Below are 25,525 nucleotides of genomic sequence, written 5' to 3'. Positions count from 1 at the left end.
GTTCGGCTACCAGGGCACGCGCCCCTGGTCGTTGAAGAACCCGCCGGTGGGACCAGCGCTGTCCAGCGTGGCCAGATCCACGATGACCCGGGCGCCCTCCTCGACGGTGCGGGTGCCGCGGTGCCCTGTGAGGTCGGTAGCGGTGTACCCGGGCGTCGCCGAATTGATCTTGATGTGGGACAGGCCAGGGTCCTTGGCGAAGGCGTGAGCGTACTGGACGGTGAGCATGTTCAGCGCGGTCTTCGACGACGAGTACGCGATCCGGCGCTCGGCGTCGCCGCCGAAATCGGCACCACCGCTCGTCAACCCCAACGAGGCGGTGGTGCTGGACACGTTGACGATGCGCGGCGCGAGCGAGGCGCGCAACAGCGGCAGCATCGCGTGAATGACCGTGACGACGCCGAAGACGTTGACCTCGAAGGTGTGGCGCATCTCGACCGCCGTGGTGTCCGCGGCGAGCCGATCCACGACGGTCCCGGCGTTGTTGACCAGCACATCGAGCCGCCCATGTTCCCGGCGCAGCCGATCTTCCGGCGGCTGATCAGCCTCTCGGCCGTGGATCCCGAGGCCCAGCAGGTCATCGCCGGCCGAGAGCACTGGCGATACGAACAGATCAGCACGTTCGTGCAGCGCCTGGCCCACGCCGGCCGTCTCCAGGCCCCCTTCGACGTACGGCAGGCCACCGCCGTCGTCGGGACCGTGACGAGCTTCCCAGCGTGCGACGAGATCGCCACACGGCTTCAGACGGACCTCACCGAGTTGGACCGCATATTCCTGCCCTTGCTCGCCGGTGTCGTCCGACTCGACTGATCCCTTACGCCTTCAACCGCGAAATTTCCGGCGTATGACAGCCGGCCACCGCGCCCTCCACGAGCTGCTGGACCCGCGCAGGGGTGTAGATGCCGTCGACCAGCAGCTGCGCCAGGCCGAGCACGCCCGCGTGCGGGTCGAGGTCGCTGCGCACGATCTGCAGGTTGCGGGTGGCCAGGGGCAGTGAGCGCCGGTAGACGATCTCGCGGATGCCGGCGAAGAGCTGCTCGTCGGTGTGGGCGAGCTGCCCGCCGATGGCGATGACGCGCGGGTTGAACAGGTTGACCGTGTCGGCGATGGCACCGCCGAGAATGCGCGCCGCGCGCCGGGCGAGCCGCACCGCGACGAGGTCGCCGCTGCGGATCAGGCGTACGGCGTCGTCCACGGTGCTCACGTCACGGCCCGCCTCGCGCAGGTCGCGCACTATGGCCCAGCCCCCGGCGTACGCCTCGACGCAGCCCGCGTTGCCGCATCGGCAGATGGGCGGCTCGGCCACGTCGCCCACCGTGACCTGGATGTGGCCGACGTCGCCGGCCGCGCCGTCGGCGCCGCGGTGCACCTTGCCACTGGCGACCAGGCCGGTGCCGACGCCGGTGCCGATCTTGAGCATGAGCAGGTGGGGCACGTCCGGGTAGCGCAGCCGCTGCTCGCCGTACGCCATGGCGTTGACGTCCTTGTCCACCAGGACGGGGCAGTCGAAGCGGGAGCGGAACCAGCCGGGGATGTCATAGCGGTCCCAGCCCGTCATGATCGGCGGGCTGACGACCCGCCCGGTCTCGAAGTCCACCGGGCCCGGCACGTCGAGCCCGATGCCGAGCACCTCGTCGGGCTTGCGCCTGACCGCTGAGAGTATCTCGGTGAACAGGTCGTCCACGATGGTGAGAACGGCTTGTGGGCCCGCCGTCACCTCGGCGCGGACCTCGCGTTCGGCCCGCACCTCGCCGGCCAGGTCGCACAGGGCGGTCCTCAGGCCGGTCGCGCCGATGTCGGCCACCAGCAGCACCCCGCGGTCGCGGTTGACCACGAACTGGCCCGCCGGGCGGCCGCGGGTACGCGCCTCCTCCTCGGCGGGCATCAGCAGGCCGGCCGCCAGCAAGCCGTCGAGCCGCTGGTTGACGGTGGTGCGCGACAGGCCGGTGTGGCGCATCACGTCGGCCTTCGTCAGGCCGTCGGGGGCGTCGCGGAACAGGCTGAGGATCTCGCCTGAGCTGGCCCCCAGCCGCGGGCTCGGCAGGCTCGGTGCATCCATACGAGTCACTCTAGCTATGTCTCCCACTACACGTAAGTTAGTGATGTTTCGACATAAAAAGTCGAAAGAAGGGTTGTCATCTATCGGAAACACTGGTTACGGTCATGTCATTGACGCCTGAAAGGGACATCCGATGATGGCCAACACCAGAGGTCGCCGCACCGCGGCCCTCAGCGCGGTTCTCGCCGCGGGCGCGCTCGCGCTGTCCGCCTGCGGTTCCGGCGAGACCACCGGCACCTCCCCTGCGGCCGGGGGAGCGAGCACCGCGACGCCCAAGATCGCCGCTGTGATCAAGGGACTGGACAACCCGTTCTTCCAGACGATGAAGCAGGGCATGGACGAGCAGGCCGCCACGGCCAAGGCGCCTGTCACGGTCCAGGCGGCCAACGCCATCACGGACACGACCGGTCAGGCGGACAAGCTCAACGGCCTGGCCGGGCAGGACTTCTCCTGTTACGTGATCAACCCGATCTCCGGCACCAACCTGGTCCAGGGCCTGGCCCAGCTCTCCGCCCAGAACAAGACCGTGGTCAACATCGACAGCCCGATCGACGCGGCGGCGGCCAAGAGCGCGAACGTCAAGCCGGCGACGTACATCGGGACCGACAACGTCGAGGCCGGCAAGATGGCCGGGCAGCGCATGACCGAGTTGCTGCCCGACGGCGGCGAGGTCGCGGCCATCGGCGGCATCGCGGGCGACGTGACCAGCGGCGCCCGGATCGAGGGCTTCCAGCAGGGCATCGGGCCCGAGGTCAAGGTGCTGCAGACCGTCGCGGCCAACTGGGAGCGGCAGACCGCGCTCACCGCCGCCACCGACGTGATGCAGGCACACCCCGAACTGGCCGGCTTCTTCGTCGCCAACGACGACATGGGACTGGGCGTGGCGCGCGCCGTCGCCAACGCCGGCAAGACCGGCAAGGTCAAGGTCATCAGCGTGGACGGCATCAAGGACGCGCTCAACGCGGTCAAGGCCGGCACCCTGGACGGCACCGTCGCCCAGTACCCGTACGCGATCGGGCTGATGGGCGTGGAGGCGTGCCAGGCGGCGGCGGCCGGCAAGACGCTGCCCACCAACGTCAAGGCCCCGGTCGAGCTGGTCACCAAGGAGAACGCGGACAAGGCGCTGGCGGCCACGCCCAAGCCGTTCGGCAGCTATGACGACCCGTTCACGTCCCTCATCAAGTAGCGCCTACCGCCGTCCTGCCCGGCAGGACCTGGAGTGACAGACAGTGACAGACAGGGCAAACGCAACGCTCGTGGCCGGCGACGGGGAGCGCTGGGCCGCGAAGCTGAAAGACGTCGGGTTCTGGGCGGAGTGGGCGGCCCTCGTCGGACTGATCCTCCTGGTGATCGTGTTCCAGGCGCTCAACCCGACGTTCCTCAGCCCCGGCAACATCACCTCCATGCTGCTGGCCGCCGCGATCCTGATCGTGCTGGCCGTGGGCCAGACGTTCGTGATCGCCACCGCCGGCATCGACCTGTCGATCGCCTCGGCGATGACGCTGGGCGCGGTGGTCTTCGGCCAGGCGTACACGGCGCAGTGGGGGCTGGCGCTCTCCGCCGTGGCGGGCGTGTTCGCCGCGGCGGTGGCGGGCCTGGTCAACGGCCTGATCACCGCCTGGGGGAGGATCGCGGACTTCATCGTGACACTGGGCATGCTCTCGGCGGCCTCCGGTCTGGCGCTGATCCTCGCCGACGGCAAGCCGGTCACGATCATCGACCCGGCGCTGCTCACCCTGTCCACCGGGAGGGCGGGGATCTTCGGCTACTCGTTCCTCATCGCGATCGCCGTCGCGATCGTGGCGCACGTCGTGCTGTTCCACAGCAGGTTCGGCACCCATCTGCTGGCCACCGGCGGCTCACCGGAGTCGGCCAACGCGATGGGCATCAGCACCCGGCGGATCAAGATCGCCGTCTACACCATCAGCGGCATGCTGGCCGGGCTGGGAGCGCTGCTCCTGGTCGCCCGCGTCGGCGCGGCCGAGCCCGCCTCCAACACGTCCTTCCTCCTCAACTCCGTGGCCGCGGTCGTGCTCGGCGGGGTGAGCCTGTTCGGCGGGCGGGGCACCATCATCGGCCCGGTCGTCGGCGCGCTGCTGCTGACCGCGCTGGTCAACGGGCTGACCCTGCTCGGAGTCTCCCAGTTCTACCAACCGCTGGCCGTCGGCGTCGTCGTGGTGCTGGCCGCCCTGCTCACAAGGTTCCAGCGATGACCGAGAACGACACTCCCCTGCTCGAGACGCACGACGTCTCCCTGGCCTTCGGCAACGTACGCGCACTGGTCGACGTCTCCCTCACCCTGCGCCGCGGCGAGATCACCGCGCTGGTCGGCGACAACGGCGCGGGCAAGTCCACCCTCGTCCGCTGCGTCTCCGGCATCCACCGGCCGCAGAGCGGGCGCATCGTCTTCGACGGGGCGGAAACCGACTTCCGCTCCCCCGAGGACGCCCGCGACGCCGGGATCGAGACCGTGCACCAGAACCTCGCGCTGGTGGAAGACCTCACGGTGTGGCAGAACCTGTTCCTCAACCGCGAGATCGTACGCAGGCTCGGCCCGGTCGCCCTGCTCGACCGGCGCGCCATGCAGGCCCGCGCCCGCGAGATGGTCTCAACGCTCGCCGTCAACGTGCCCGCGGTGAGATCTCGGGTACGCCGACTCTCCGGCGGCCAGCGCCAGGCCGTCGCCATCTGCCGCGCCGCCGGATTCAGCTCCAAGCTCGTGATCATGGACGAGCCCACGGCCGCGCTCGGCGTGCAGGAGACCGCCCGGGTCGAGGAGCTGATCCTCGGACTGCGCGATGAGGGGCATGCGATCCTGCTCATCAGCCACAACTTCGCCCAGGTCATGCGGCTCAGCCAGCAGGTGTGGGTGATGCGGGCCGGGCGGTGTGTGGGCGGGCGGCGTACGGCCGAGACCACCGGCGAGGAGATCGTCGCCCTGATCACGGGCGCGCTCAGCAACTGACGCCCCAGAAAGGCGGGCCATTCACATGACCATCAACCCCATCGGTGTCCACGCCCTCGTCTGGGCCGGGGACACCAGCCCGGCGTCGCTGGCGTACGCGATCGACAAGACCAGTGCGGCCGGCTTCGACCTGCTGGAGATCTCGCTGCACGACTCGGTGAACCTCGACGTCGCGGCGGCGCGTGAGGCCCTGCGCGCGGCGGGGCTGGGCGTGGCCTGCTCCCGCGGCCTCGCCTTCGACGCCGACGTCTCCAGCGACGACCCGGCCGTGGTCGAGCGCGGCGAGAAGCTGCTGCACGACTCCCTGGCCGTCACCCGTGCTCTCGGTGGCACCCACTTCACCGGCGCGCTCTACAGCGCGCTGGGCAAGTACGGCCGCCCGCTCACCGAGGCGGGACGGCGCAACGTGGTCACGGTGCTGCGCCGTCTGGCCCAGGAGGCGGGCGGTCACGGCATGACGCTCGGCCTGGAGGTCTGCAACCGGTACGAGACCAACGTGATCAACACCGCCGGGGACGCGCTGCGGCTCGCCGACGACATCGGCGAGGACAACGTCCTGATCCACCTCGACACCTACCATATGAACATCGAGGAGGACGATCTCGTACGCCCCGTGCGCGAGGTCGGCGACCGGCTCGGCTACGTCCACATCGGGGAGAACCACCGTGGCTATCTCGGCTCCGGCCACCTGGACTTCACCGCGTTCTTCCACGCCCTGGGCGACATCCGCTACCAGGGGCCGATCACCTTCGAGTCGTTCTCCTCGGCGGTCGTGATGGAAGGGCTCTCCAACGACCTGGCGATCTGGCGCAACCTGTGGGACGACGGCGAAGACCTCGCCCGGCACGCCCGCGCCTTCATCGCCGGCCACCTCCGCACCAGCCGGGCCCGATGACCCCTCCTCAGAGCCTGGACGATCTCGTGGCCCGGGCCCGCGCCTGGAGCGGCCGGCGGGCCCTGCTGGGCATCACCGGCAGCCCGGGCGCGGGCAAGACCACGCTCGCGGTGACCCTCACCCGCCTGCTCCGCGGGGAACCACCCCCCGGCCTGACCGCCGACTGGGTGGCCCACGTCCCGATGGACGGCTTCCACCTGGCCGACTCCGAGCTCGACCGGCTCGGCCGCCGCGACCGCAAGGGCTCCCCCGACACCTTCGACGCCGCCGGCTACGCCGCCCTCCTCCGCCGCCTGCGCGCGGACGAGGAGGACATGGTCTACGCCCCCGCCTTCGAACGCGACCTGGAGCAGCCCATCGCCGGCAGCATTCCGGTCCCCCGCGCCGCCCGCCTGATCATCACCGAGGGCAACTACCTGCTGCTCGACGAGGGCGACTGGGCCCGCGTACGCCCCTGGCTGGACGAGGTCTGGTACTGCGATCTGGACCACGCCGAGCGCCTGCACCGCCTGATCACCCGGCACATACGCTTCGGCAAGCCGCCCGACCACGCGGTGAGCTGGGTGGAGGAGGTCGACCAGCGCAACGCCGAGCTGATCGCCGCCACCAGACCGAAGGCCGACCTGATCGTCCCCGACGCCGTCATCCAATCGATCGAGCACCCCGGCGGCATGTGAGCGGGATGCCCGCGCCGGTAACTTCTTTCGTCCAACATGCATGACGCGCATCAATGCATGATGTGCACGTTTCCTATGGACAAGAGCCACGACGGGGAACACCATGGCCGCTCACAGCCAGCCGTCCTCGCCGGCGCCCGGGTGTACGCGGCCGATCCCAAGCGTGATGCGTGGGGACCGGCCAAGCAGCAGCTCCGGCAGCCAGGCCGACCAGCCCCGGCCGGTCAGCGCGGCCACGCCGGCCACCGCCGCGAGCGCGCCCCCGGCCGCCGTCAGCAGGCCCACCAGCAGTGGCCGCGGCCGGACGAGCGCCACGATCACCGCCATCCCACAGGTCGCCAGGTCACGACCAGGGCGTCCGCGTGGCGAGGCGAGGCCACCAGCCGCGCGCCGTAGCGCTCCGCGTCGTACACCGGCCCGAAAGCCGACGCGATCTCGACCTCGCAACCGTTGCACGAGCCCGCGTCCACATGCCGCAACTGGACCGACCCGCCCAGCTCCGCCGCCTTCGGCGGTATCTCGCTGTTGGCACGCTCCGGCGCGGGCTCGGCCACCCGGCCCGTTTTCACGATCTTTCGCCACAACCGCACTGCAGTGTCTCCCTGCCTTGCACAACCTTTCAGGCCATCACGTCGGCAGGAAGTCAGCGACGTCTCCCGTTACGGGCCTCCCGACCCTGGTGGAACCGACGAAGCCATGAGGTCCCGGCCCACCGCGTCGCTGCTGTCGCCGTCGCCGACGTCGTGGTCAGGCGGTGAGACGTACGATGATCATGCTGTCGCGCCGAGGATGTGGAGCTGTCATGGGACACGTACTGGTGACCGGGGCCACTGGCGGGATCGGGGTGGCGCTGGTCGGCGCGCTGGTGGAGGCCGGGCATCGGGTGACCGCCGTGGGGCGCGACGTGGGGCGGCTGAACGTGCCGGGGATCGAGGCGGATCTCTCCGAACCCGAGACGCTGGCCGCCACGGTGGGAGCGCTGGAGGATGCCGGCGACCTGGAGGATGTGCAGGCGCTGGTGTACTGCGCCGGTACCTCCCCCGTCGCGTCCGTCGCCGACGCTGGTCCTGAGACGTGGCGGCGGACGCTGGCGGTGAACGTGGCCTCCGCCGCCGAACTGGTACGGCTGACGCTGCCCCCGCTACGGCGCTCCCGCGGTCACGTGATCTTCGTCAACATCGCGCCGGGAACGACCGGGGTCGCCGGATGGTCGGCCTTCGTCGCCAGCAAGGCGGCGTTGCGCGAGCTGGCGGATTCGCTGCGCGAGGAAGAGGCGGCCTCCGGGGTCCGGGTCACCACGGTCTACCCCGGCGCGACGGCGACCGACCTGCTGGGCGAGGTCAGGAGCGCCTTTGGCCGCCCACACGATCCCGCACAGTGCATCCGGCCGCAGTCGCTCGCCGCGATGATCGTCTGGATGCTGAGCGCACCCGCCGACGCCTACGCCTGCGAAGTGTCCGTACTGCCGTCGCCACGCTGACCGCCGCCTGCCGTCGCGGGAGGCGCTCCTGTCACCCGCGTGGTCTGGTGGCGCCGGCCTTCTCCTTGGGCTGTGCGGGTGCTTCGATGATCACAGGGCACAGCGCACCGAGGCGACCGCCATGCCGCTGGCCGCCATGCCGGCCATGAACGCGGCGAGCAGGCCCGTCAGGGCGATGCCCAGCAGCCGTTGGGTCGTCCACGGAGATTCTCCCCTTTCCGGTCAACCGGTCGCCACTAGGACAGGACAGCCTCCGGGCTCGTGACAGGAAGGCGACCGGCGCTACGCCTTGCGTCGACAGCGAAGATTACCGCTCTGATGTCGATCACGGCGAACAAGCCCTTTACACCGGTTCAAACCCCAGTGTCGCGTGGGCGGCCGCAACCAGTGGACCAGGGTACCCACCAGGGTCTCCCAAGGGCGCGATGGAGGGGCCGGAGAAGCGACCGTGATCGCAGTGGCATCGCCGGATGCCGTGTGTGAACGGAGCCGATACCATGATCATGAATTTGCTGGAGGCGCGCAGACACGACGCGGCGCAGACCGGTCCGACGGTCTCCGCCGCTGAAGAGCGGTTGGTCAGCCGGTTGGACGCGGCCACCGCGGTGTTCGTCACCACGGCGCCCCGGCTCTCCGCGATCGGTCTGCGCATGCTCGGAGACGTGGGTGAGGCCGAGGACGTGGTGCAGGAGACGTGGCTGCGGTGGGCACGCGCCGACCGCTCGATGGTCATCAGTCCGCCCGCGTTTCTCGCGATGACCACCACCAGGCTCGCCATCAATGTGACCCAGTCCGCCCGGCGGCGTCGCGAGACGTGCGCCGGCCCCTGGCTTCCGGAAACGGCGGACCGTGGCGTCAGCCCCGAGACGGCGGCCGAACGACATGAGGCCGTCGAGGCGGCGGTCCGGCTCCTGCTGGAGAACCTGACGCCGGCCGAGCGGGCGGCCTATCTCCTGCGCAAAGCGTTCGACTATCCCTACCGGCGAATCTCCGAAATCCTTCACCTGGGTGCCGACCACACGCGGCAACTCGTGCGGCGCGCCCACGAGCACATCGCCACCGGGCGACGTCAGCCGGTGAACGCCGCCGCGCATCGGCGCATGGTGCGGACGTTCCTCGCGGCGGCGCAGACCGGCGACCTCGCCGAACTGGAAGCCCTTCTCGCCGCTGACGTGTCCGCCAGGTCGACGACGGCGACTCGGGGGTGAGGTCCGCCTCGAGTCGCCGTCGCCGCACCGGTGACCGGATCTCCACAGAGCCGGCGCGAGCCGGAACGGTGCGCCGTCGCGTGTCAGTTGTCGATCTCGACGACCAGCCGTGCGAGTTCGAGCCGGTCGATGTTCGGGCCGTGCGCCCCGGCGTTGCCGAGGACGATCGTGCCCTCGCGCGTGGTGAGGGTGAGGGGTGTCGCCTGCGGCCAGAAGTTGTCCCAGGCGTAGTTGTGCCGGAACACCCCGCGGGTCGTCGTGCCACCGGTCTCGGTGATGTCGAGGAAGCGGCTGATGACGTCGGTGTTGTACGGGTGGCCGGTGTTCCTGTCGGCGTTGGCGTAGCGGATCAGCAGGACATACTCGCCGGGGCCGAATCCGGCCGGGCGGGTGAGGGTGAGGGTGTTGCCCGCGCCGTTGCCGAGGTCGCCGACGTACGCGCCCGCGGAGGCGTTCGAGCCGCTCGTGGCGGGGACGGTGACCACGTTCGCCGTTCCGGCCCGCTGCGCCCGCTCGGCCTCGACCCCGTGGACCGCGGTGTCCGCCCGCTCGGCCCGGACCGTGGTGAGCTCGCGCAGTTCCAGGCCGGCCGGGCCGCCTATGTCGATCTTTGAGATGCCGACCGGGAGGTATACCCGCACGCGGGAGGTGCCCTCGCCGGGACGCGTAGCCCGCAGGCCGGTGATCTCTCGCCCGTCGAGGCGGACCCGGAGGTCACCCCTGCCGCCGGCTCGGTAGGAGAGCTTCACGTCGTGGTAGCCGTCCTCGCCCGCGGCGACGAAGAACGTGGCGCGTGCGCCCCCGCCGAGAGCGATGGCCGGTCCGTTGCCGTGGCGGGTGATCCGCGCCCCGCCGGACAGCCGCGCCTCGTCGGCGGGGTATGCCGCCCGCGCTGCCCCGGTGGTCTCCGTGAGGTCGAACCTGTCGAGCGTGATGTCGCTGCCCGGCAGTCGCGTGGTGCCGTCGGCGCCGGCGCGCAGGGACAACTGATGGGTACCGGCCGTCAGTTCGATCTCCACGTCGGTACGGCCGCGGTAGGTCCAGCCGAGGTTCGCCGAGTACTGCACGACTTGGTCGAGTACGCCGTCCACGAAGAGCGCGTGCCTGCCGGGCACCTTGTTCGCGCCCTGGTAGATGCCCAGGCGGTAGCGGCCGTCCCGTGGCACGGTGACCGGGAACGTCACGGCCGAGTCCGCCCGGTTCATGGCACCGACGTCCCGCTTGCCGGAGGTGGCGTAGCGCTGGGGGTCCGCCGTCGTGTCCTGGTCGAAGACCTGCGCGGAGGTGAGCGTGGCGGACTCCGCCTCGACCGAGACCGTCCACGGCGCGTCGGGCGCCGGGGCCGTGCCGCTGGAGGGGACGATGGTGACCCGGTAGGCGGCCATCACGTCGCCGCCGGGCAGGTCCACCTGGAGCCGCCCGCCCCGTACGGCGACGCGACGGGCGTCGACGACCGGCGGCTTGAGCGCGTCGCCCTCGTATCCGGTCCAGGTCGTCTTCGACACGACGACGTCGACCTGCTTGCCGAAGACGCCGGGGCCGAGCCCGGAGACGTCGAGGCGAACGGGCTCCGAGCCGCCGCCGACCAGGACGGTGCCGCGCCGTGCGGACTCGTCGATCGCCGCTACGGCCTGGATCGTGTCGGCGACGTTCAGCCGGGGCGGGACGGCCCTGACGGTCTGCCCGGTCAGATCCGCGTACCACTTGAGCAACCACCAGCCGCCGTTGGCCTGACGGGTGCGCACCGCGTGGTCGTCGAGGTTGCCGGCATAGGTCCAGTACGCCATGTCGGCGTCGACCTTGGTGTCCTCGAACAGGGAGATCCACTGGATCATCTGGCCGGGGACGGACATGTCGCGCCGGTTGCCGTACTCGTCGATGTTGATGGGCAGCGGGCCGATGCCGAGCTCGCGTTCCATCCGGCGGTAGTGCTCGTGGTGGCCGCGGTAGTCGGCGAGACGGCTGCGCTGCAGTTCGTGCCAGGCCATGATGTCCGGCAGGCAGTCGCCCTCGGGGTCACCGGCGCAGGTGGCGTCCCTGGCCCAGGTGAGGAAGTCGCGGAGCCTGCCGGGGTTGTAGTTCGCCTCGTTGGGGCCGACGATGCGGGCGGTGGGATCGATCGAACGGATGCGCTCGAACACCGCCTTCCAGTCGCTGAAGAACTTCTGCTTCAGAGTGGCCCAGTCCCGGTACCAGATGCCGTCCGGCTCGTTGAACGGCACCCAGACGAACTTGTCCTTGTCCCGCGGCCGCTCTCGGACGACCTTGCGCACCATGGTGTCGACCTTGGCGAGGTAGTCGTCGATGCCGAGGTTCTCGTACGGCCACTGGCTGTATACGTCCTGCATGTAAACGACGATCTCCTCGCCGCCCGCGGCGAGGAAACCGTCCGCGATCGCCAGCGCGTCACCGTTGGGATGCTGGTCGCCGTCCGGGGCCTTCTGCGCGACGGTACGCGGCCGGGCGCCGGCGAGGAGGGTGTCTCCCGGCACGCCCGGGTCCGACAGGCCGTACAGCATGCCGGTCGCCCCACCGTGGACGGGACCGGTTCGCTGCGCGAAGTCCACGGTGACCACGCCGGGAGCGGCGGCCGTGGCGGCCGGCGCGGCGGTCAGGGCGGCGAGCGCCACGACGGCGGCCACCGCGTGGGCATGCCGGAAAATCCGATGTCGATGCATGACTGTCCTTTCCTGGTACCGGGCGAATCCTGGTGCCGGGCGAACGCTCTTTCCTGCGGCGCCTTACTTGACGGCGCCGCCGGTGATGCCGGAGATGATCCTGCGCTGGGCGACGGCGAAGAGGACCAGGAGAGGCAGGCTCATCAGGATGATGTAGGCGAAGATCAGGTGCCAGTTGTTGAGATAGAGGCCGGCGTTGGCGACCTGGAAGAGGTTCAGCGGGAGGGTGTCGAGGCGGCCGCCGACGACGAAGAAGGCGTAGAAGACGTCGTTCCAGACGTACAGGCAGATGAGGATGGTCGCGGTGGCCAGCACCGGCCGGAGGAGGGGGAGGATGACGGAGACGAACACGCGCACGGGCCCGGCGCCGTCCATGCGGGCGGCCTCCTCGATCGACAGCGGCACGGTGCGGACGAAGCCGGTCACGAAGAAGATGACGGTGGACATGTAGATGCCGGCGTAGACGCCCACCATCCCGACCGGGCTGCCCGCCAGGCCGAGCTGGCGCAGCAGGAGCACGATGGTGACCACGGCGGGCGGCAACACGATTCCGCTGATGGCCAGTGCGTACAGCACGGCGGTGAGCCTGCCCGCGCGGCGGGCGAGGATCCAGGACGCCATCGAGCCGAGCGTGAGCACCAGCACGACCGCCGGGGCGACGACGAGCAGGCTGCCGAGGAAGGCCGCCGGCACCTCGCCCTGCTGCCAGACCTGGGCGAGGTTCTCCCACAGTCGCCAGCGCGAGGGCGGGGACAGGTTCGGTGACAGGGCCTCGCTCTGCGACTTCCCCGCGGTCACGACGATCAGCCACAACGGCACGCCCATGACGGGCACGACGAGCGCGACGACGGCGACGGGACGCAGCCTGGCGGCAAGTCGCCGGGCTCGGAGAGCTCCCTCGCCTCGCTTGGTCACAGGATCTCCTCCCTCTTGCGCAGGACGCGGATCACCGGGAAGGCCAGCGCGGCCACCATGAGGAACAGCACCAGGCTCATGGCCGTGGCCTGGGCGAACAGGCCCTGGCCGAAGGTTCTGTAGATGAAGATGTTGAGGATCTCGGTGCTGCGCGCGGGCCCGCCGCCGGTGAGCGCCTGGACGATGTCGAAGCCGTTCATGGAGCCGAGCAGCGCGGTGGCGACGTTGAAGGTGACGGCCGGGGCCAGCAGCGGAAAGCGGACCGACCAGAACGCCTGCCAGGCCGAGGCGCCGTCGATGCGGGCGGCCTCCGCGACGTCCTCGGGGACGGTCTTGAGCCCTGCCAGGTAGATGAGCATGGACAGGCCCATCCACTTCCAGGCGTGGATCACCGCGGCCAGCACGAGGGTCCAGGTGGTGCTGCCCAGCCAGGCGATGGTCACCGGCTGCCCGGTCAGCGCCGAGAGCAGGTCGTTGAGGCTGCCGTCCGGTTTGAGCAGGGCCTGGAAGACGTAGCCCACGGCCAGGGCGGACATCAGCACGGGGATGAGGAAGACCAGGCGGGCGGCGCGGTTGAGCCAGGTGTCCCGCTCCAGCAGGACGGCCAGGCCGAAGCCGAACAGGTTCTGGAACAGCGCTACCAGGACGGCGTAGATCACGGTGATGCGCAGCGCGCCGAACAGGGTCCCGTCCGACAGCAGGAAGCCGAAGTTGTCGAAGCCGACCGGCCGGATGTCGCTCTTGAAGCTGGACCAGTTGGTGAAGGCGTAGATGAAGTTGAACAGGGTCGGCAGGAAGAAGAAGAGGAACAAGATCACGAACGCCGGCGCGAGGAACCACATGGGGTGGGTACGGTTGCGCCCGGTCATCGCCGGCACCGGCCGCTTGGCGGGTGCGCGGCGTGCGGCGAACGGACGGGCGAGCGTCTCCTGACCGGTCGGCACGAGCGGCTCCTTGCTGGTGGGTGGCGCCGGTGGATGGCGGGAGTGGCGTCGGTGGGTGGCGGGAGGCGGACGGCCTCCCGGGGTCGGGTCGCGGGTCAGAAGCCGGAGGCTCCGGCCGCCGTGGCGAGCTGGGCGAACTGCTTCTGCGTGGCGGCGGCCACCTGCTCGGGGGTCAGACCGCCGGTGATCATGTCAGCCAGGTTGAGGTACAGGTCGGGGTTGGCCACGGCGAGCGCCTGCATGGAGCCGACCGCCTGGCCGAGTGAGGCGTGCACGTCCAGCAGCGCCCGCGGCACGCCGTCGGGGGTGGGCACGTCGGTGCGCAACGAGACGGTCTTGCGGTCGGCGACGAAGCCGGCGTAGCCGGGCCCCATCCAGTACGCCAGCAACTGCCGGGCGGCGGCCTCCCGCCTGGCGTCGCCGGTACGGAAGGCGACGAGCGCGTTGGACTGGTCGGGGATGAACGTGCCGACGTTGCCGGACGGCGAGATCGGGAAGAAGCCGATCTTCTTGTCCAGCTCCGCGGTGCCGGCCTTGGCCTGGAGCTGGCCGAAGAACGAGTTCACCTGGATGACCATGGCGGCCTTGCCGGACAGCAGCGCCGTTCCCTGGTCCTCGAACGTGGCGGTCTTGATGTCCGCGTTGAACAGGCCCTCGTCGATCAGCGCCCGGTACTTCTCGATGGCGTCCAGGATGGTCTTGTCCTCGAAGGTCTCCTTGCCGGTGTTGATCCGCTCCCACAGGCCTTCCTTGGCTGCGTCGGCGAGCTGGACCTGCACCCACCACTGGGTGGCCCACTTGTCGCCGGCCATCTCGAAGAACGGCGTGACGCCCTTGGCCTTGAGATCGCGTGCGACCTCGAGCATCTCGTCGAAGTTCTCCGGCGTCCCGGTGATGCCGTTGGCGGCGAGGACCTCCTTGTTGTAGTAGACGCCCTCGACCGCGGGACTGGTGACGAGCGCGGCGTAGCGGGTCTTGTCCAGCAGTCCCGTGATGTCGCGCAGTTCGGGCGAAAGGGAGGAGATCCAGGGAGCGCCGTCGAGCGGCTGGAGGTTGGCGCGGGCGTTCAACGCGGTGAGCATGGACGCGGTGGGCTGCCAGAACGCCAGGTCCGGCTTGTCGCCGGTGGCGACCTTGGTCTGGACGCCCTGCTCGTACGGGTCGGGGATGGTGACGACCTCGACCTTGGCGCCGGTCGCCTGGGTGAAGGCGTCGGTCACGGCCTTGGGGGCGGTGTTGCTGTTCTGCGCGGCCCAGATGGTCAGCGTGACCCCGTCCAGGCGGCCGGCGGGCGAGGGCCAGGCGGCCGGCGAGCCGCCCGCGGCGGGCGCGGCGGGTCCGGAGGCCGGGTCGCTGCAGGCCGTGATGGCCAGGATGAGGGCCGCCGCGGCGGCGAGATGCTGTGCGAGCTTCACGGTTCTCTTCCTTTATCCGTGTTCGGCCTGTCCGTGTTCGGCCACCGTGGGCGGCCGAGCGTCCCGTTCAGCGGGCTGGAGGGGACGAAGGCGCAGGATGCGGGCGGTGGGCGCGGGCAGCGCGGCGGTGACGGTCAGCTCGGCGGTCCGCGGGTTCCACGCGTACGTCCAGCCACCGGCCGCCGCGGGATAGGCGATCTCCACGCGCAGGTCTCGCCCGGTCAGGTGAGGAAGCGAGAGCACGGTGGTGTCCGCGGCTCCGGGTCTGCGCCAGATCCCCAGATGGGTGCCCTCCCCGGCGCGCAGGCCGAGGGCGAGCCACGGGTCGTCCCAGCCGGGCAGGCCCAGCGGCCAGCACGGCATGGCACGCAGGAGGTCGGGCCTGAGGCTCTGGTGGAGCCGGACGCCGTCCCGGACCAGGGCGAGCTGTTCCCGCGTCATCCGGTGCAGGTTGCCGGACAGGTAGAGGCGCCCCAGGATGCCGGTGCACAAGGTGAAGGCGATCTCCTCCTCGGTCATCTCGGGCTGGGGGTAGGCCCAGTTGGCGGCCTGCTCGGGCAGCATCGCCAGCGGCGCCGCCACTGCGATCGGCGGGTAGCGCAGGAAGTCCTGCTGGTCGCTGGTGGACTGCAGCTGCAGGCGCGACAGCATCGCGTAGTCCATGCGCATCGCACCGGAGCCGCAGTTCTCCAGCACCAGGTGCGGGTGCCGGTCCAGGACGTCCTCCAGCCAGGCCAGATGGGCGCGGTTGTGCGCGAGCAACCCGGCGCCGACGCTCGTGGCGTCCCGGTCGGTGCCCGCGCCGGGGTTGACGTTGTAGTCGAGTTTGAAGTAACCGGCGCCCAGCTCCTCCACCAGCCGGTCCACGACCTGGTCCAGGTGTGCGACGGCGGCCGGGTGGCGCAGGTCCAGGTGATAACGGCCGTGCTCGGCGACGCGGGCGCCCCCGCGCTGCAGGAACGCCTCGTCGGGCAGCTTGCCGGCCATCGGGCTGCGCACGCCGATGACTTCCGGCTCCACCCACAGGCCAGGCGTCATGCCGTGGCCGGCGATGCGGGCCAGTACCTCCTCCAGGCCGCGCGGGAAACGTGTCTGGGAGGGCTGCCACTCCCCCACGCTGTCCCACCAGTCGCCGCCGTCGTCGTACCAGCCCGCGTCCACGCAGAACACCTCGGCGCCCGCGGACGCCGCGGCATCGATCAGGGGCAGCAGCTTGTCCGTCGTCGGGTCGCCCATCAGGGTGTTCATGTAGTCGTTGAACACCACCGGCAGCCGGGCGCGGTCGGGATGGGGGCGCAGCAGGGCGCGCCGGTGCGCGGTCAGCGCCGCCGCCGCACCCTCCAGGCCGCCGGCGGAGACCGCGATCGAGACCGGCACGGTCGTGAACGACTCGCCGGGCGCGAGCAGTTCGCTCCACTGGTGGTCGAGGTCGGTCGGCCCGGTCAGGGCGACGTACGCGCCGTCCAGCCGGTCGCCGGTCTCCCACCGCCACGGGCCGTTGTGCTCGATCTGCCACAACCAGGTCTGACCGGTGCCACGGTCGGTCAGGCCGCCCATCGGCACGTACCGGCCGCTGGACCAGGTGCCCGAGCTGGTCAGGGCGAACGTGCCCTTGCCGTGCTGACCGTGCGCGCCCAGGCCGAAGTCGGCCAGGTGCCCGCCGAGCGACCGGCTGGTCCAGCGGCTCTCGCCCAGCCACTCGCTGTCGGCGTACAGCACGTCCAGCTCGCTCGCCGGCCGGCCGCGGAAGCCCGCGGCGAAGGAGGTGACGGCCAGCAGCAGGAGCGGCTCCTCCCCCAGGTTGGTCAACCGGACCGACGACTGCACGGCCGCCACCCCCTCACGCGAACGCAGCGTCACCTCCGCGCCCAACGCGGATCCCTCGTCGCGCATCAGGATCCGCAACTCGTGCCATCCGCCCTCGGCCGACTGCTCGGCCCCGGCGTAGCGCAGCCGGCAGCCCACCGCCGTCTCCGACAGCCGCTGCGAGGCCCTGGCCCGGCCCTCACCGGGCACAAGCACCTCCACCAGCGGCTGCGACACCTGCGCCGCCAGGGTGGGCGGCCCTGGCGACAGCTCGCGCAGCACTACCGGGTGATCCGGGTGGATCTCCACGATGGCGGTAAGGCCGGCATGCCCCCAGCGCAGGTGTTCGACGACGTCAGCAGGCATCAAGGGCTCACTTTCTGGAGGTGAGGTCGCCCGGCGCCGATGGCGAAGGACCCGCGGCGGACCGTCGTAGGCGTGACGAGGGCACGGATCCCCCTTCCTGACGAAGACGGCGGCAGTCGGTGTGACCGGTCACATTCTGAGCGCCAGTGTGAGCGGTCACATGTCGTGAGGGAAGTCCCCTATGCGGGATCGTTACGTCCGTGTTTCAGGAATGGGGCGTTTCAGGAACGGGGGCGGCGGCGCGGTGGACTCGCGTACCACGAGGCTCGGCGCGACGAGATCCGCCCGGGGCTGCTCCTGCCCGGTCAGTTCGGCCACGGTCGCACGGAAGCATGCCCGTCCCAGTCCCGCGAAATCCATTCGTACGGTGGTCAGCGCCGGCGTCCAGAACGCCGAGCCGGGAATGTCGTCGAAACCGACGATGCTCACGTCCACCGGCACGTCCTTGCCCGCGTCGTACACCGCCCGCCGCACGCCCTGCGCGATGTCGTCGTTGCCGCACAGGATGGCCGTCACGTCGTCCCGGGCGGCCAGCCGCTGCCCGGCCGCATAGGCGGAGGCGATGTCCCACCCACACGCCAGCACCTCGGGAATCTCCGCATGAGCCTGCCGCAGCGCGTCGCGCCACCCCGCCAGCCGGCCCCGGGGACCGCCCTCCGACGGAATCGCCACGTGGTGCACGGTACGGTGACCCAGCTCCAGAAGATGCCGCGTGGCGTCGGCCGCGGCACGCCGCTCGTCCAGTGCGATCGCCACCCGTCCACGGTCGGGCGCGGCCGGCTCGGCGGCGGCGACGGCGGGCACGTGATCCGGCAGCGCCTCCAGCACCGCCACGCCCATCGGGTCGAACGCGATCACCACCACGCCGCCCGCGCCGGCGTCGCTCACGTAGTCCACGGTCTGCTTGACCTCGGCCGGCTCGGCCGACTCCACCACCCGCACGCCCACCGCCATGCCCTCGGCGCGAGCGGCCTCCTCGATTCCCTGCAACGTGGCGGCGTAGCCGTACAGCACTGTGTTGGACGTCACCACGGTGATGCCGCGGGCGCGGCCCAGGCTGAGCGCGCGGGCCACGCGACTGGGCCGGAAGCCGAGCCGCTCGATGGCCGCCAGCACAGTGGCACGCGTCTCCGGTCGCACCCGCGGCGACTCGTTCAGCACGCGCGAGACGGTCTGGTACGACACTCCCGCCGCGGCGGCGACGTCCCGAATGCTGGGCACGGCCACATCGCGGGCGCCAGAACGGGACACACGCCGGGGAGTCGAGGTCACGGTCACATGGTAGGCCCGGCCAGGCCGGATCCCTTCCCGATCTTGTGCTGGCCGGCGGGACGTGGCGCCGATCGGCTTTATGGCGGGGCGCGGGTTCAGAAGTCTATGAATCCGTACAGCGCCAGATGGTTTGACTTCGTACCGCTTACCGTGTGATCGATGCTCGACGGTTGTACGGCGCCCTTGACGAACAGATAGTCGATCTTTCTGGAGGCCATGGTCGCCTTTGCTCCATAGCCGGTCATGCCGAAGCCGCCGAGTGTCGCAGGGGCGATGTTCGTGCGATTCGCGTCAATCCCGATCACGCGGATCGTCGACGCGTTGTGGTCGTAGTGGCGAGTGCGACGGCCGCCGCGAGCGCCATCGAGCGATAAGTGAATGACATTGTCGCAGAGTAGCGACGTCCCGGGCCGGCGGCAGCGCTGGGGTAACGCCTTTGTCTTCCGCCGCTCATGATGGCGGGGAGTACGGAACGCCGGTGTTGATGAGGGCGAGGAGACGGTCGAGGACCGGGCGGTACTCGACCGGGAACGGGTCACCGGCCCGCTGGATGTCGTCATCGCCGGGGACGAGGACCAGGTCGAACGCCGGCTGCGACGGCTCGAAGACGCAGGCGTGACCGAGTTCTTCGCCGCGCCTTTCGGCGGCCGGGAGGAACAGGACCGCACCATCGAAGTGATCGCGGCCCTGGCCGAAGCCCAGCGCCGCACTTGAGTGATCTTCAGTGCGGGTCTCGTGGATCGATGTCGAGGGGGATCTTCACCAGCAGCGTCGTGCCGCTTCCAGCCGGGCTCGAGATCTCGAGCGTTCCGCCGAGCGCCTCCACCCTGTCCGTCAGGCCGATGAGGCCAGAGCCGCGGCTCGGATCCGCGTTTCCTACCCCGTCGTCGCGGATGGACAGCCGCGCCACACCCTCCTCCGCGGTGACGGAGACCTTCGCGAAGGAGGCGTGCGCGTGTTTGGCGATGTTCGTCAGGGCCTCTGACACGACGTAATAGACGGTCACCTCGACCCGCTCGGCCAGCTGCCGGCCGATGTGCAGATCGAGCTCGACCGGCACCGGGGATCGGCGGGCCAGCATCTTCAGCGCGGGGTCGAGGCCGCCGCTGGACAGGATGGCCGGATGCAGGCCGCGGGACACCTCCTGTAGCTCCTCGACCACGCTCTTGACGGTTCGCACCGCGTGCGACAACTGATGCCTGAACTCCGCGCACTCGGGCGGCAGCCCGACCTCGGCCGCACGGAGTTCGAGCCCGAGGGAGATCAGGCGCTGCTGGGTGCCGTCGTGCAGGTCACGCTCGATGCGGCGCCTGGTGTCGTCGGCGGCCGCCACGACACGGGCGCGGGACTCGGCGAGCTGCGCGTGCGCCTGGGCGTTCCCGATCGCCGTGGCGAGCAGCTCGGTGAACTCCAGCATGCGCTTCTCCACGCCCTCGGGCAGCACGTCAGGATTGGAGGAGACGGCGATCATCACGCCCCACATCCCTCCCTCCACGACGATGGGACAGCCGACGGCGCAGGCCACCGCCCGCCGCCGGGCCCAGTCGGCGATCTCGCCGGTGGTGGCGGCGTAGTCCGTCTTGCGCGCCGGCTGCCCGGTCTCCCACACCAGCGCGCCCACGCTCGGCTCGTCGACCGGCCACCGCGAGCCCACAGGCATGCGGTATTCGTCCCCTCGTGCGCTCCAGGATCCGACGTAGACCATCGTGCGGTCCTGGTCGTAACGCACGACCGCGGTGGTCTCCACGTTCAGGATGCGGCCCATCTCACTCGCGACCGCGCTGAACAGCTCCGACGGTGAGACGCCACGGGCGACCAGCGTGGCGACACGCCGTAGCGCGGCCTGTTCCTCGATGATGTGCCGTAGCTCGTCACGGCTGCTGTCCAGGGCGCGCGAGATGTCGGTACGGTCGCTCACCGCGCGCAGGAGAGCCACGAGCGAGGGCATCAGCCGCTGTGCCGAACGTGTCAGCGTCGCCTCGGCGCGGGCGGGGACGAGGAGCGTCCCGAAGCGTGACGGGCCCTCCTGGATCGGCACGGCCGCGCGCCCCTCGGGGGCGCTCACCGTCCCGAGCTCGATCGTGAGGCCGGGCGCCTCCAGTGCCTCGGCCAACAGGCACGAGACCGCCGAGAGAGCCTCGCGCAGGTCCTTCGCGCCCAGCATGAGCCGGGCCATCCGGGCGGCGAGGTCGGCCTGGCGACGGCGCTCGTCGATCTCCGCGACCAGCGTCCGCACCATCGCCGCGACCAGGGCGACCATCAGCGCGACGACCAGGAACACCCCTGCCTCCAGCCACTCTCTGGAGCCGGCCAGGCCGGGGGTCATCAGAGGTGCCACATAGAGATGGGCGAAGACCAGGCCGCTGGCGGCGGCGGTCGCCGCTCCCAGCCACAGGCCCCACACCAGCGAGATCGCCAGAATCCCGGGAATGTAGACTTCCGCCAGAGCGCGAGCCGGCGTCATCTCCACCAGTGCCGCGGCCAGCAGGGTTTCGGCTGCGACGCAGAGTGCGCCGACCACGATCCCAAGGGCGATCGGCGGACGTCTCGGGCGAAGCAGCGACGGCAGCAACCCTTCGCTCATAATAGGTAACTATACGCTCATCAGTGCTGGTAGAAGCCTTGGTGGAGTCCGGTGCGGGGTGCCCTGCCAGGCCAGGAAAACGGGACGGGACATGAACGCAAGCCCGACGCGAGTGGTGCTGGCGGACGATGACGTCCTGCTCAGGGAAGGGCTCTCCATGCTCCTCGAACGCGCCGGATTCACCGTCGTCGGCCAGGCCGGGACCGCGCCGGAGCTGCTTTCCCTGGTCCGCGACCAACGGCCGGACCTGGTAATCGTCGACATCCGGATGCCCCCTGGCCACTCGACCGAGGGTCTCGACGCGGCCCGCGAGATACGCGCCGAGTGGCCGGACACGGGGATCCTGCTGCTGTCGGCGCACATCGAGGCGGAGCGGGCGATGGAGTTGCTGGCGACCGGCCACCGGGTCGGTTACCTGCTCAAAAGCCGGGTGATCGATGTGGCGGACTTCATTGGAACGATCCGGACCATCGCCGAGGGCCGGTCGGTCGTCGATCCCAGCCTGGTCCAGGAGCTCATCGCCGCCCGCCACAGGAACGACCCGCTGGAGCAGCTCACCGAACGGGAGCGGGAAGTGCTCGCCTTGATGGCGGAAGGCCGCTCGAACGCCGGCATCGCCCGCCAGCTGTGGATCACCGAAGGCACCGTGGAGAAGCACGTACGCAGCATCATGACCAGGATGCGGCTGCCCGAGACGGAGGACGACCACCGGCGCATCCTCGCGGTCCTGGCCTTTCTCGAATCCCGCTAGACGCCCTTGTGATCCGCCCTGCGGAGGATGGCATGGATCGCTTCGGCGGACAGATCGGACTTCGACAGGAATGCGAGGGCGGTGCTCTGTGCGATCAGGTCCGAGAAGTCGCTTTCCGAGTACGCCGAGATGAGGATGACGTTCGACGGCCCTTCCGCTCGCTGGCCGGCCAGTCGCCGCGCCAGCTCGAAGCCGCATTCCTCGCCGAGCTGGACATCGATCAGGGTGACGTCCGGGCGGCACTCGCCGAAGCGCTCCATCGCCTCGGCACTCGTTGAGGACACGCCGACGACAGTGATCCCCTCTCGTTCCAGCAGCCCGCGTGCGGCCTGGAGAAAGTGATCATTGTCATCGACGATGAGGCAACGCACAGCCACACCTCCAGAATCTCAGCTGGCGGCACTCCCCCACATTGCAGGTGGCTGGAATCCGCGCCTTCCCGCTGCCTGCCATCCAAGATGGAGGCTGGCATCGAAGACGGCGCGTGCTACCAGGCGAATCCTTGATAGAGAGAGCAGCTCTATCAAGAAGGCGACACGATCCGATGAGTGCAACATACCTGTTCGATGGGGTCCCGATGGCCGCCCCGCATTGTGGCGTGCGCCGTGCCGGCGGCGACCCCGGCCGTCCGGGGATTCGGCTGAATCAGTCACGCGCGCTCCGCTGGCCCGACTCGATCATCCGGCGGCTTCGCGAGTTCACCGGGATCGGCGGGCCCGTCACAGACCACCGGGCATCGTGGGTCCTGCCGGACGATCTGTCCTCGGTACCGGCCGGACGGCGATTGATCCACGCGCAACTGTCCGAATGGGAGTTCCCCGGTGAAACAGACGTCGTGGAGCTCCTCGTCGACGAGTTGGTCACCAACGCGTTGCGGCATGCCCGGGGGCAGCCGGTTCTCACCCTCTCCATCAGGGCGGGCGTGCTTCGATGCGTGGTCGAGGACGAGACCTCCGAGCTCCCGCACGCCGAGTCGCCCACCGGCTGCGAAGAGAGCGGCCGCGGGTTGCAGATGGTCGAACTGCTGTCCCGCCGCTGGGGCGTCGAGCCCACGCGTACCGGCAAGGCCGTGTGGTTCGAGGTTCTCTCGGATTGACGAACCATGACGGAGAGCCCGGCCGAAGCGGCGTGGCGAGCGGTTTGCTCCCACAGCCTCCGGTGCTCTCCCGCCTTCAGGACTTCTGGCGGGCCGCCCACCCCGGCCACAGCCGGAACGCCACCGATCTGTCAAGGCGCCCGCCCAGGTGCATTGAGCGCCAGACCCCGCGATACCCGGGCAGCACTCCGGACGCGACCGCGATGTGGCCGGCGATCAGCCAGGTGATGAGCTGCGTCGTCCAGACATGGACCTGAGCGAGAAGCGCGAAAACCGGTCCGCCGTGGAGCGACGCCATCCCGGCTCCCGTGCCGGCGAGCACGAGCAGTCCGCCGGCCAACATCAGGTTGATCAGCCGCTGCCCCGGATCGAAATGCCCGTCGTGATGGGCGAACCGGCCGGTCAACGTCGCGGCAGGCCAGCGGGCGAACCACCACAGATCCGTGCGCGTGAAACGTACCGACTCTCTCACGAACGTGCGCGCCCCGCGGAAGCCCCATGCGGGTCCCGCCACAGCGAGTGCCACGAATGCCCAGCCCACCGCCGTGTGCAGGGTGGTGTCGGGGATGCCGGTCAGCCACGCGAGCGGGCTCGGCCGGCCTTCCCGGCCTGCCAGCAGCCACCAGCCGGTGCCCAGCAGCGTCAGCGTCGTGAGGTAGACGCCGGCATGGAACCATCTGGTCCGCCGGTTGTGGCGGCGAACCCAGCGGTCAGTAGCCGCCGCCATAGCTCTGCTCGGGCTCAGGGGAGGCGCCGCCGCCGGATCCGGTCACGTTCACGGTGATCTCGTCCGACGCGCCGGCCGCGGAGTGGTCGGCGTGCTGCAGGGTGACGCTCACCGTGTGCCGCCCAGGGGGCAGCCCCGTGACCTGGAACGGCGATGCGGTGACCACGGTGTAGTCGTCGGCCTGGCCGTCGGTGGAGACGTGCACGTGGTGCTTGCCCGAGGTGGTCGGGCCGATCTCCTCGCTGGAGCTGAAACGCAGGGCGAACGACGACCCGACGTCCGCGCCGTCGGCGGGGGCCGAAATGGTGACCGTCGGTGAGCCCGAGGTCCCGGTCGCCGCGCCACAGCCCGCGATCAGCAGGCAGGTTGCGGCCATCAAGGAAAATCTTGTCATGTGAGGTTGTACGGCCCGCGACACGAAATCGGATTCACTGTGAAGCCAAAACGCTGATCGTCTCCGTAGAACGGTCATGTGGGCTCTTTCCGATGAGTCGCTCCTCGTCGGCATGGCTTCGGGGGACGCGCAGGCGGCCGCCGCTCTGGTGCGCCGCTACCAGGCCAGGGTTTTCGGGCTGGCGCGGACCATCGTCCGCGAGCCCGCGCTGGCCGAGGAGGTGGCCCAGGAGGCGTTCGTCAGGGCGTGGCGGCACGCCTCGGCCTACGACTCGCGCCGTGGTGCCGTGGCGACGTGGCTGTTGACCATCACCCGCAACCTGGCCATCGACGCGTTACGACTCAGGCGCGAAGAGCCGGTCGATCCCCAGGTGCTGCTGACCAGACTGCTCGCCGTCGAGCCGGCCGACGAGGCGCCGCAGGACGAGGAGTTCGTCCGGCATGCGCTGCGCGGGCTACCTGAGGCGCAGGCCAGGGCGATCGTGCTCGCCGTGTTCTACGGGATGTCGGGTAGCAAGATCGCGAAGATCGAGGGGATACCTTTGGGTACCGCCAAGACCCGCCTGCGCAGGGGCATGGCGAAGCTCCGCGACCAACTGGAGGTGAGCGATGACTGAGCCCTCCGGCTGCCGGCGGGCCCGCGATGTGATCCCCGAGTTGGCCACCGGCACGCTGTCAGGGGAGGAACGCGCGGCAGCGCTGCACCATGTCAATGACTGTCCGGGCTGCCGCCGGCAGTTGGAGGAGGCGGCCAGGCTGGTCGACGCCCTCACCTCGATCGCACCCGCCGAGGAGCCGCCTCCCGCGTTCGAGTCACGCGTCTTGGCCAGGATCGCCGAGGTCAGGAAGCCCTCACTGCTGCGCAGGCTGACCCCGTATCTGATCACGGCCCTCGTGGTGAGCATGGTCGCAGGCGGGACGGTGTGGCGCGTGACGGAGGCGGACCGCGAGCTGGCGGCAGGCTACCGGGCCACGCTTCAGGTGGCCGACGGCCGCTATCTGACGGCCGCCGGCCTCTATTCCGGCCGGGAGGCGGTCGGCCATGTGTTCGGCTACCAGGGCTCGCCCAGCTGGCTCGTGTTCACCATGGAGGAGGCGGAGGGGTCGTACCAGGCCATACTGGTCGGCCTGGACGGCGGGCTCGCCGACCTCGGCCGGTTCACGCTCTCTGGACGGCAACGGTCGTGGAGCACCACCGTCGAGCAGCCGATCGGACAGATCGCCGAGATCCACCTGCGGCGCCCCGGTTTCCCGGACATGGTCGCCAGATTCCGCCGCTGATCGGCAGAAGGGC

The 25,525-nt window shown here is 70.1% G+C and carries 27 protein-coding genes; 12 read left to right on the top strand and 15 right to left on the bottom strand.

The window, feature by feature from the left end; genetic code table 11:
* Window positions 1-6: 6 nt before the first annotated feature.
* Window positions 7-642, bottom strand: coding sequence for an SDR family NAD(P)-dependent oxidoreductase (locus ITP53_RS01275; RefSeq protein WP_207755396.1), 636 nt, complete (start codon window positions 640-642; stop codon window positions 7-9).
* Between ITP53_RS01275 and ITP53_RS01270 the strand changes: the two genes are divergently transcribed.
* Window positions 625-810 carry a hypothetical protein gene (locus tag ITP53_RS01270; RefSeq protein ID WP_195893375.1) on the top strand — a complete coding sequence of 62 codons (186 nt, stop codon included), beginning with the start codon at window positions 625-627 and terminating at the stop codon, window positions 808-810. The two genes, ITP53_RS01275 and ITP53_RS01270, sit on opposite strands and share 18 nt — an antisense overlap.
* 4 nt (window positions 811-814) lie before the next feature.
* Here ITP53_RS01270 and ITP53_RS01265 read toward each other — a convergent pair whose 3' ends face one another.
* Entirely contained in the window at window positions 815-2,059 is a 1,245-nt protein-coding gene (locus tag ITP53_RS01265; protein ID WP_195893374.1) for an ROK family protein, read from the bottom strand.
* Between the two features lie 133 nt (window positions 2,060-2,192).
* Between ITP53_RS01265 and ITP53_RS01260 the strand changes: the two genes are divergently transcribed.
* From ITP53_RS01260 to ITP53_RS01240, 5 genes are read left to right on the top strand one after another with little or no spacing between them, the layout of a single operon-like run.
* A complete protein-coding gene (locus tag ITP53_RS01260; protein WP_207755395.1) occupies window positions 2,193-3,245 on the top strand; it encodes a sugar ABC transporter substrate-binding protein in 1,053 nt (350 codons plus the stop codon).
* A gap of 43 nt (window positions 3,246-3,288) precedes the next feature.
* Window positions 3,289-4,272 (top strand): ABC transporter permease, encoded by a 984-nt coding sequence (locus tag ITP53_RS01255; protein WP_195893373.1) that lies wholly within the window; start codon window positions 3,289-3,291, stop codon window positions 4,270-4,272.
* Window positions 4,269-5,024, top strand: a complete 756-nt coding sequence (locus ITP53_RS01250; protein ID WP_195893372.1) for an ATP-binding cassette domain-containing protein — start codon at window positions 4,269-4,271, stop codon at window positions 5,022-5,024. Before ITP53_RS01255 ends, ITP53_RS01250 begins: the two co-directional genes overlap by 4 nt.
* Window positions 5,025-5,049: 25 nt before the next feature.
* Window positions 5,050-5,919 carry a sugar phosphate isomerase/epimerase family protein gene (locus ITP53_RS01245; protein WP_207755394.1) on the top strand — a complete coding sequence of 290 codons (870 nt, stop codon included), beginning with the start codon at window positions 5,050-5,052 and terminating at the stop codon, window positions 5,917-5,919.
* Window positions 5,916-6,596 carry a nucleoside/nucleotide kinase family protein gene (locus ITP53_RS01240; RefSeq protein WP_195893371.1) on the top strand — a complete coding sequence of 227 codons (681 nt, stop codon included), beginning with the start codon at window positions 5,916-5,918 and terminating at the stop codon, window positions 6,594-6,596. The genes ITP53_RS01245 and ITP53_RS01240 overlap by 4 nt, the downstream gene beginning before the upstream one ends.
* A gap of 111 nt (window positions 6,597-6,707) precedes the next feature.
* On the opposite strand, the gene ITP53_RS01235 is transcribed toward ITP53_RS01240, so the two are convergent.
* Window positions 6,708-6,923 carry a hypothetical protein gene (locus ITP53_RS01235; protein ID WP_195893370.1) on the bottom strand — a complete coding sequence of 72 codons (216 nt, stop codon included), beginning with the start codon at window positions 6,921-6,923 and terminating at the stop codon, window positions 6,708-6,710.
* Entirely contained in the window at window positions 6,914-7,186 is a 273-nt protein-coding gene (locus ITP53_RS59970) for a hypothetical protein (RefSeq protein WP_207755393.1), read from the bottom strand. The genes ITP53_RS01235 and ITP53_RS59970 overlap by 10 nt, the downstream gene beginning before the upstream one ends.
* A gap of 212 nt (window positions 7,187-7,398) precedes the next feature.
* On the opposite strand from ITP53_RS59970, the gene ITP53_RS01225 reads away from it, so the two are divergent.
* Window positions 7,399-8,076 carry an SDR family NAD(P)-dependent oxidoreductase gene (locus ITP53_RS01225; RefSeq protein ID WP_195893369.1) on the top strand — a complete coding sequence of 226 codons (678 nt, stop codon included), beginning with the start codon at window positions 7,399-7,401 and terminating at the stop codon, window positions 8,074-8,076.
* Between the two features lie 497 nt (window positions 8,077-8,573).
* A complete protein-coding gene (locus tag ITP53_RS01220) occupies window positions 8,574-9,284 on the top strand; it encodes a sigma factor (protein WP_236050258.1) in 711 nt (236 codons plus the stop codon).
* A gap of 83 nt (window positions 9,285-9,367) precedes the next feature.
* Here ITP53_RS01220 and ITP53_RS01215 read toward each other — a convergent pair whose 3' ends face one another.
* From ITP53_RS01215 to ITP53_RS01180, 8 genes are all read right to left on the bottom strand, one after another.
* On the bottom strand, window positions 9,368-11,962 hold the full coding sequence (locus ITP53_RS01215; protein WP_195893368.1) for a CBM35 domain-containing protein: 2,595 nt from the start codon (window positions 11,960-11,962) through the stop codon (window positions 9,368-9,370).
* 63 nt (window positions 11,963-12,025) lie between these two features.
* Window positions 12,026-12,877, bottom strand: coding sequence for a carbohydrate ABC transporter permease (locus ITP53_RS01210; protein ID WP_207755392.1), 852 nt, complete (start codon window positions 12,875-12,877; stop codon window positions 12,026-12,028).
* On the bottom strand, window positions 12,874-13,821 hold the full coding sequence (locus ITP53_RS01205; protein ID WP_207755391.1) for a carbohydrate ABC transporter permease: 948 nt from the start codon (window positions 13,819-13,821) through the stop codon (window positions 12,874-12,876). The genes ITP53_RS01210 and ITP53_RS01205 overlap by 4 nt, the downstream gene beginning before the upstream one ends.
* Window positions 13,822-13,916: 95 nt before the next feature.
* Complete coding sequence (locus ITP53_RS01200) at window positions 13,917-15,236, bottom strand: ABC transporter substrate-binding protein (protein ID WP_195893367.1); 1,320 nt, start codon at window positions 15,234-15,236, stop codon at window positions 13,917-13,919.
* 12 nt (window positions 15,237-15,248) lie between these two features.
* Window positions 15,249-17,408 carry an alpha-galactosidase gene (locus ITP53_RS01195; protein ID WP_195893366.1) on the bottom strand — a complete coding sequence of 720 codons (2,160 nt, stop codon included), beginning with the start codon at window positions 17,406-17,408 and terminating at the stop codon, window positions 15,249-15,251.
* A gap of 192 nt (window positions 17,409-17,600) precedes the next feature.
* Window positions 17,601-18,680 carry a LacI family DNA-binding transcriptional regulator gene (locus tag ITP53_RS01190; RefSeq protein WP_195893365.1) on the bottom strand — a complete coding sequence of 360 codons (1,080 nt, stop codon included), beginning with the start codon at window positions 18,678-18,680 and terminating at the stop codon, window positions 17,601-17,603.
* Between the two features lie 95 nt (window positions 18,681-18,775).
* Entirely contained in the window at window positions 18,776-19,240 is a 465-nt protein-coding gene (locus ITP53_RS55750; protein ID WP_207755390.1) for a hypothetical protein, read from the bottom strand.
* 161 nt (window positions 19,241-19,401) lie between these two features.
* Window positions 19,402-21,264 carry a sensor histidine kinase gene (locus ITP53_RS01180; protein ID WP_195893364.1) on the bottom strand — a complete coding sequence of 621 codons (1,863 nt, stop codon included), beginning with the start codon at window positions 21,262-21,264 and terminating at the stop codon, window positions 19,402-19,404.
* A gap of 91 nt (window positions 21,265-21,355) precedes the next feature.
* On the opposite strand from ITP53_RS01180, the gene ITP53_RS01175 reads away from it, so the two are divergent.
* Window positions 21,356-22,015, top strand: coding sequence for a response regulator (locus ITP53_RS01175; protein ID WP_195893363.1), 660 nt, complete (start codon window positions 21,356-21,358; stop codon window positions 22,013-22,015).
* Here ITP53_RS01175 and ITP53_RS01170 read toward each other — a convergent pair.
* On the bottom strand, window positions 22,012-22,386 hold the full coding sequence (locus tag ITP53_RS01170; protein WP_195893362.1) for a response regulator: 375 nt from the start codon (window positions 22,384-22,386) through the stop codon (window positions 22,012-22,014). The two genes, ITP53_RS01175 and ITP53_RS01170, sit on opposite strands and share 4 nt — an antisense overlap.
* Window positions 22,387-22,559: 173 nt before the next feature.
* Between ITP53_RS01170 and ITP53_RS01165 the strand changes: the two genes are divergently transcribed.
* Entirely contained in the window at window positions 22,560-23,111 is a 552-nt protein-coding gene (locus tag ITP53_RS01165; protein ID WP_195893361.1) for an ATP-binding protein, read from the top strand.
* 76 nt (window positions 23,112-23,187) lie between these two features.
* Here the strand turns inward: ITP53_RS01165 and ITP53_RS01160 are convergent, their stop codons facing one another.
* Complete coding sequence (locus ITP53_RS01160) at window positions 23,188-23,838, bottom strand: cytochrome b/b6 domain-containing protein (RefSeq protein WP_195893360.1); 651 nt, start codon at window positions 23,836-23,838, stop codon at window positions 23,188-23,190.
* Window positions 23,822-24,214, bottom strand: a complete 393-nt coding sequence (locus ITP53_RS01155) for a hypothetical protein (RefSeq protein ID WP_195893359.1) — start codon at window positions 24,212-24,214, stop codon at window positions 23,822-23,824. The genes ITP53_RS01160 and ITP53_RS01155 overlap by 17 nt, the downstream gene beginning before the upstream one ends.
* A gap of 130 nt (window positions 24,215-24,344) precedes the next feature.
* On the opposite strand from ITP53_RS01155, the gene ITP53_RS01150 reads away from it, so the two are divergent.
* Together ITP53_RS01150 and ITP53_RS01145 are read left to right on the top strand one after the other, a co-directional pair.
* Window positions 24,345-24,848, top strand: a complete 504-nt coding sequence (locus ITP53_RS01150) for an RNA polymerase sigma factor (RefSeq protein ID WP_195893358.1) — start codon at window positions 24,345-24,347, stop codon at window positions 24,846-24,848.
* A complete protein-coding gene (locus tag ITP53_RS01145; protein ID WP_195893357.1) occupies window positions 24,841-25,512 on the top strand; it encodes an anti-sigma factor family protein in 672 nt (223 codons plus the stop codon). The genes ITP53_RS01150 and ITP53_RS01145 overlap by 8 nt, the downstream gene beginning before the upstream one ends.
* Window positions 25,513-25,525: the final 13 nt, after the last annotated feature.

It is taken from the genome of Nonomuraea cypriaca, from assembly GCF_015645445.1.
GTDB lineage: Bacteria > Actinomycetota > Actinomycetes > Streptosporangiales > Streptosporangiaceae > Nonomuraea > Nonomuraea cypriaca.
The sequence above is the reverse complement of the archived record's forward strand: the minus strand, read 5'-3'. Positions and strand labels throughout refer to the sequence as shown.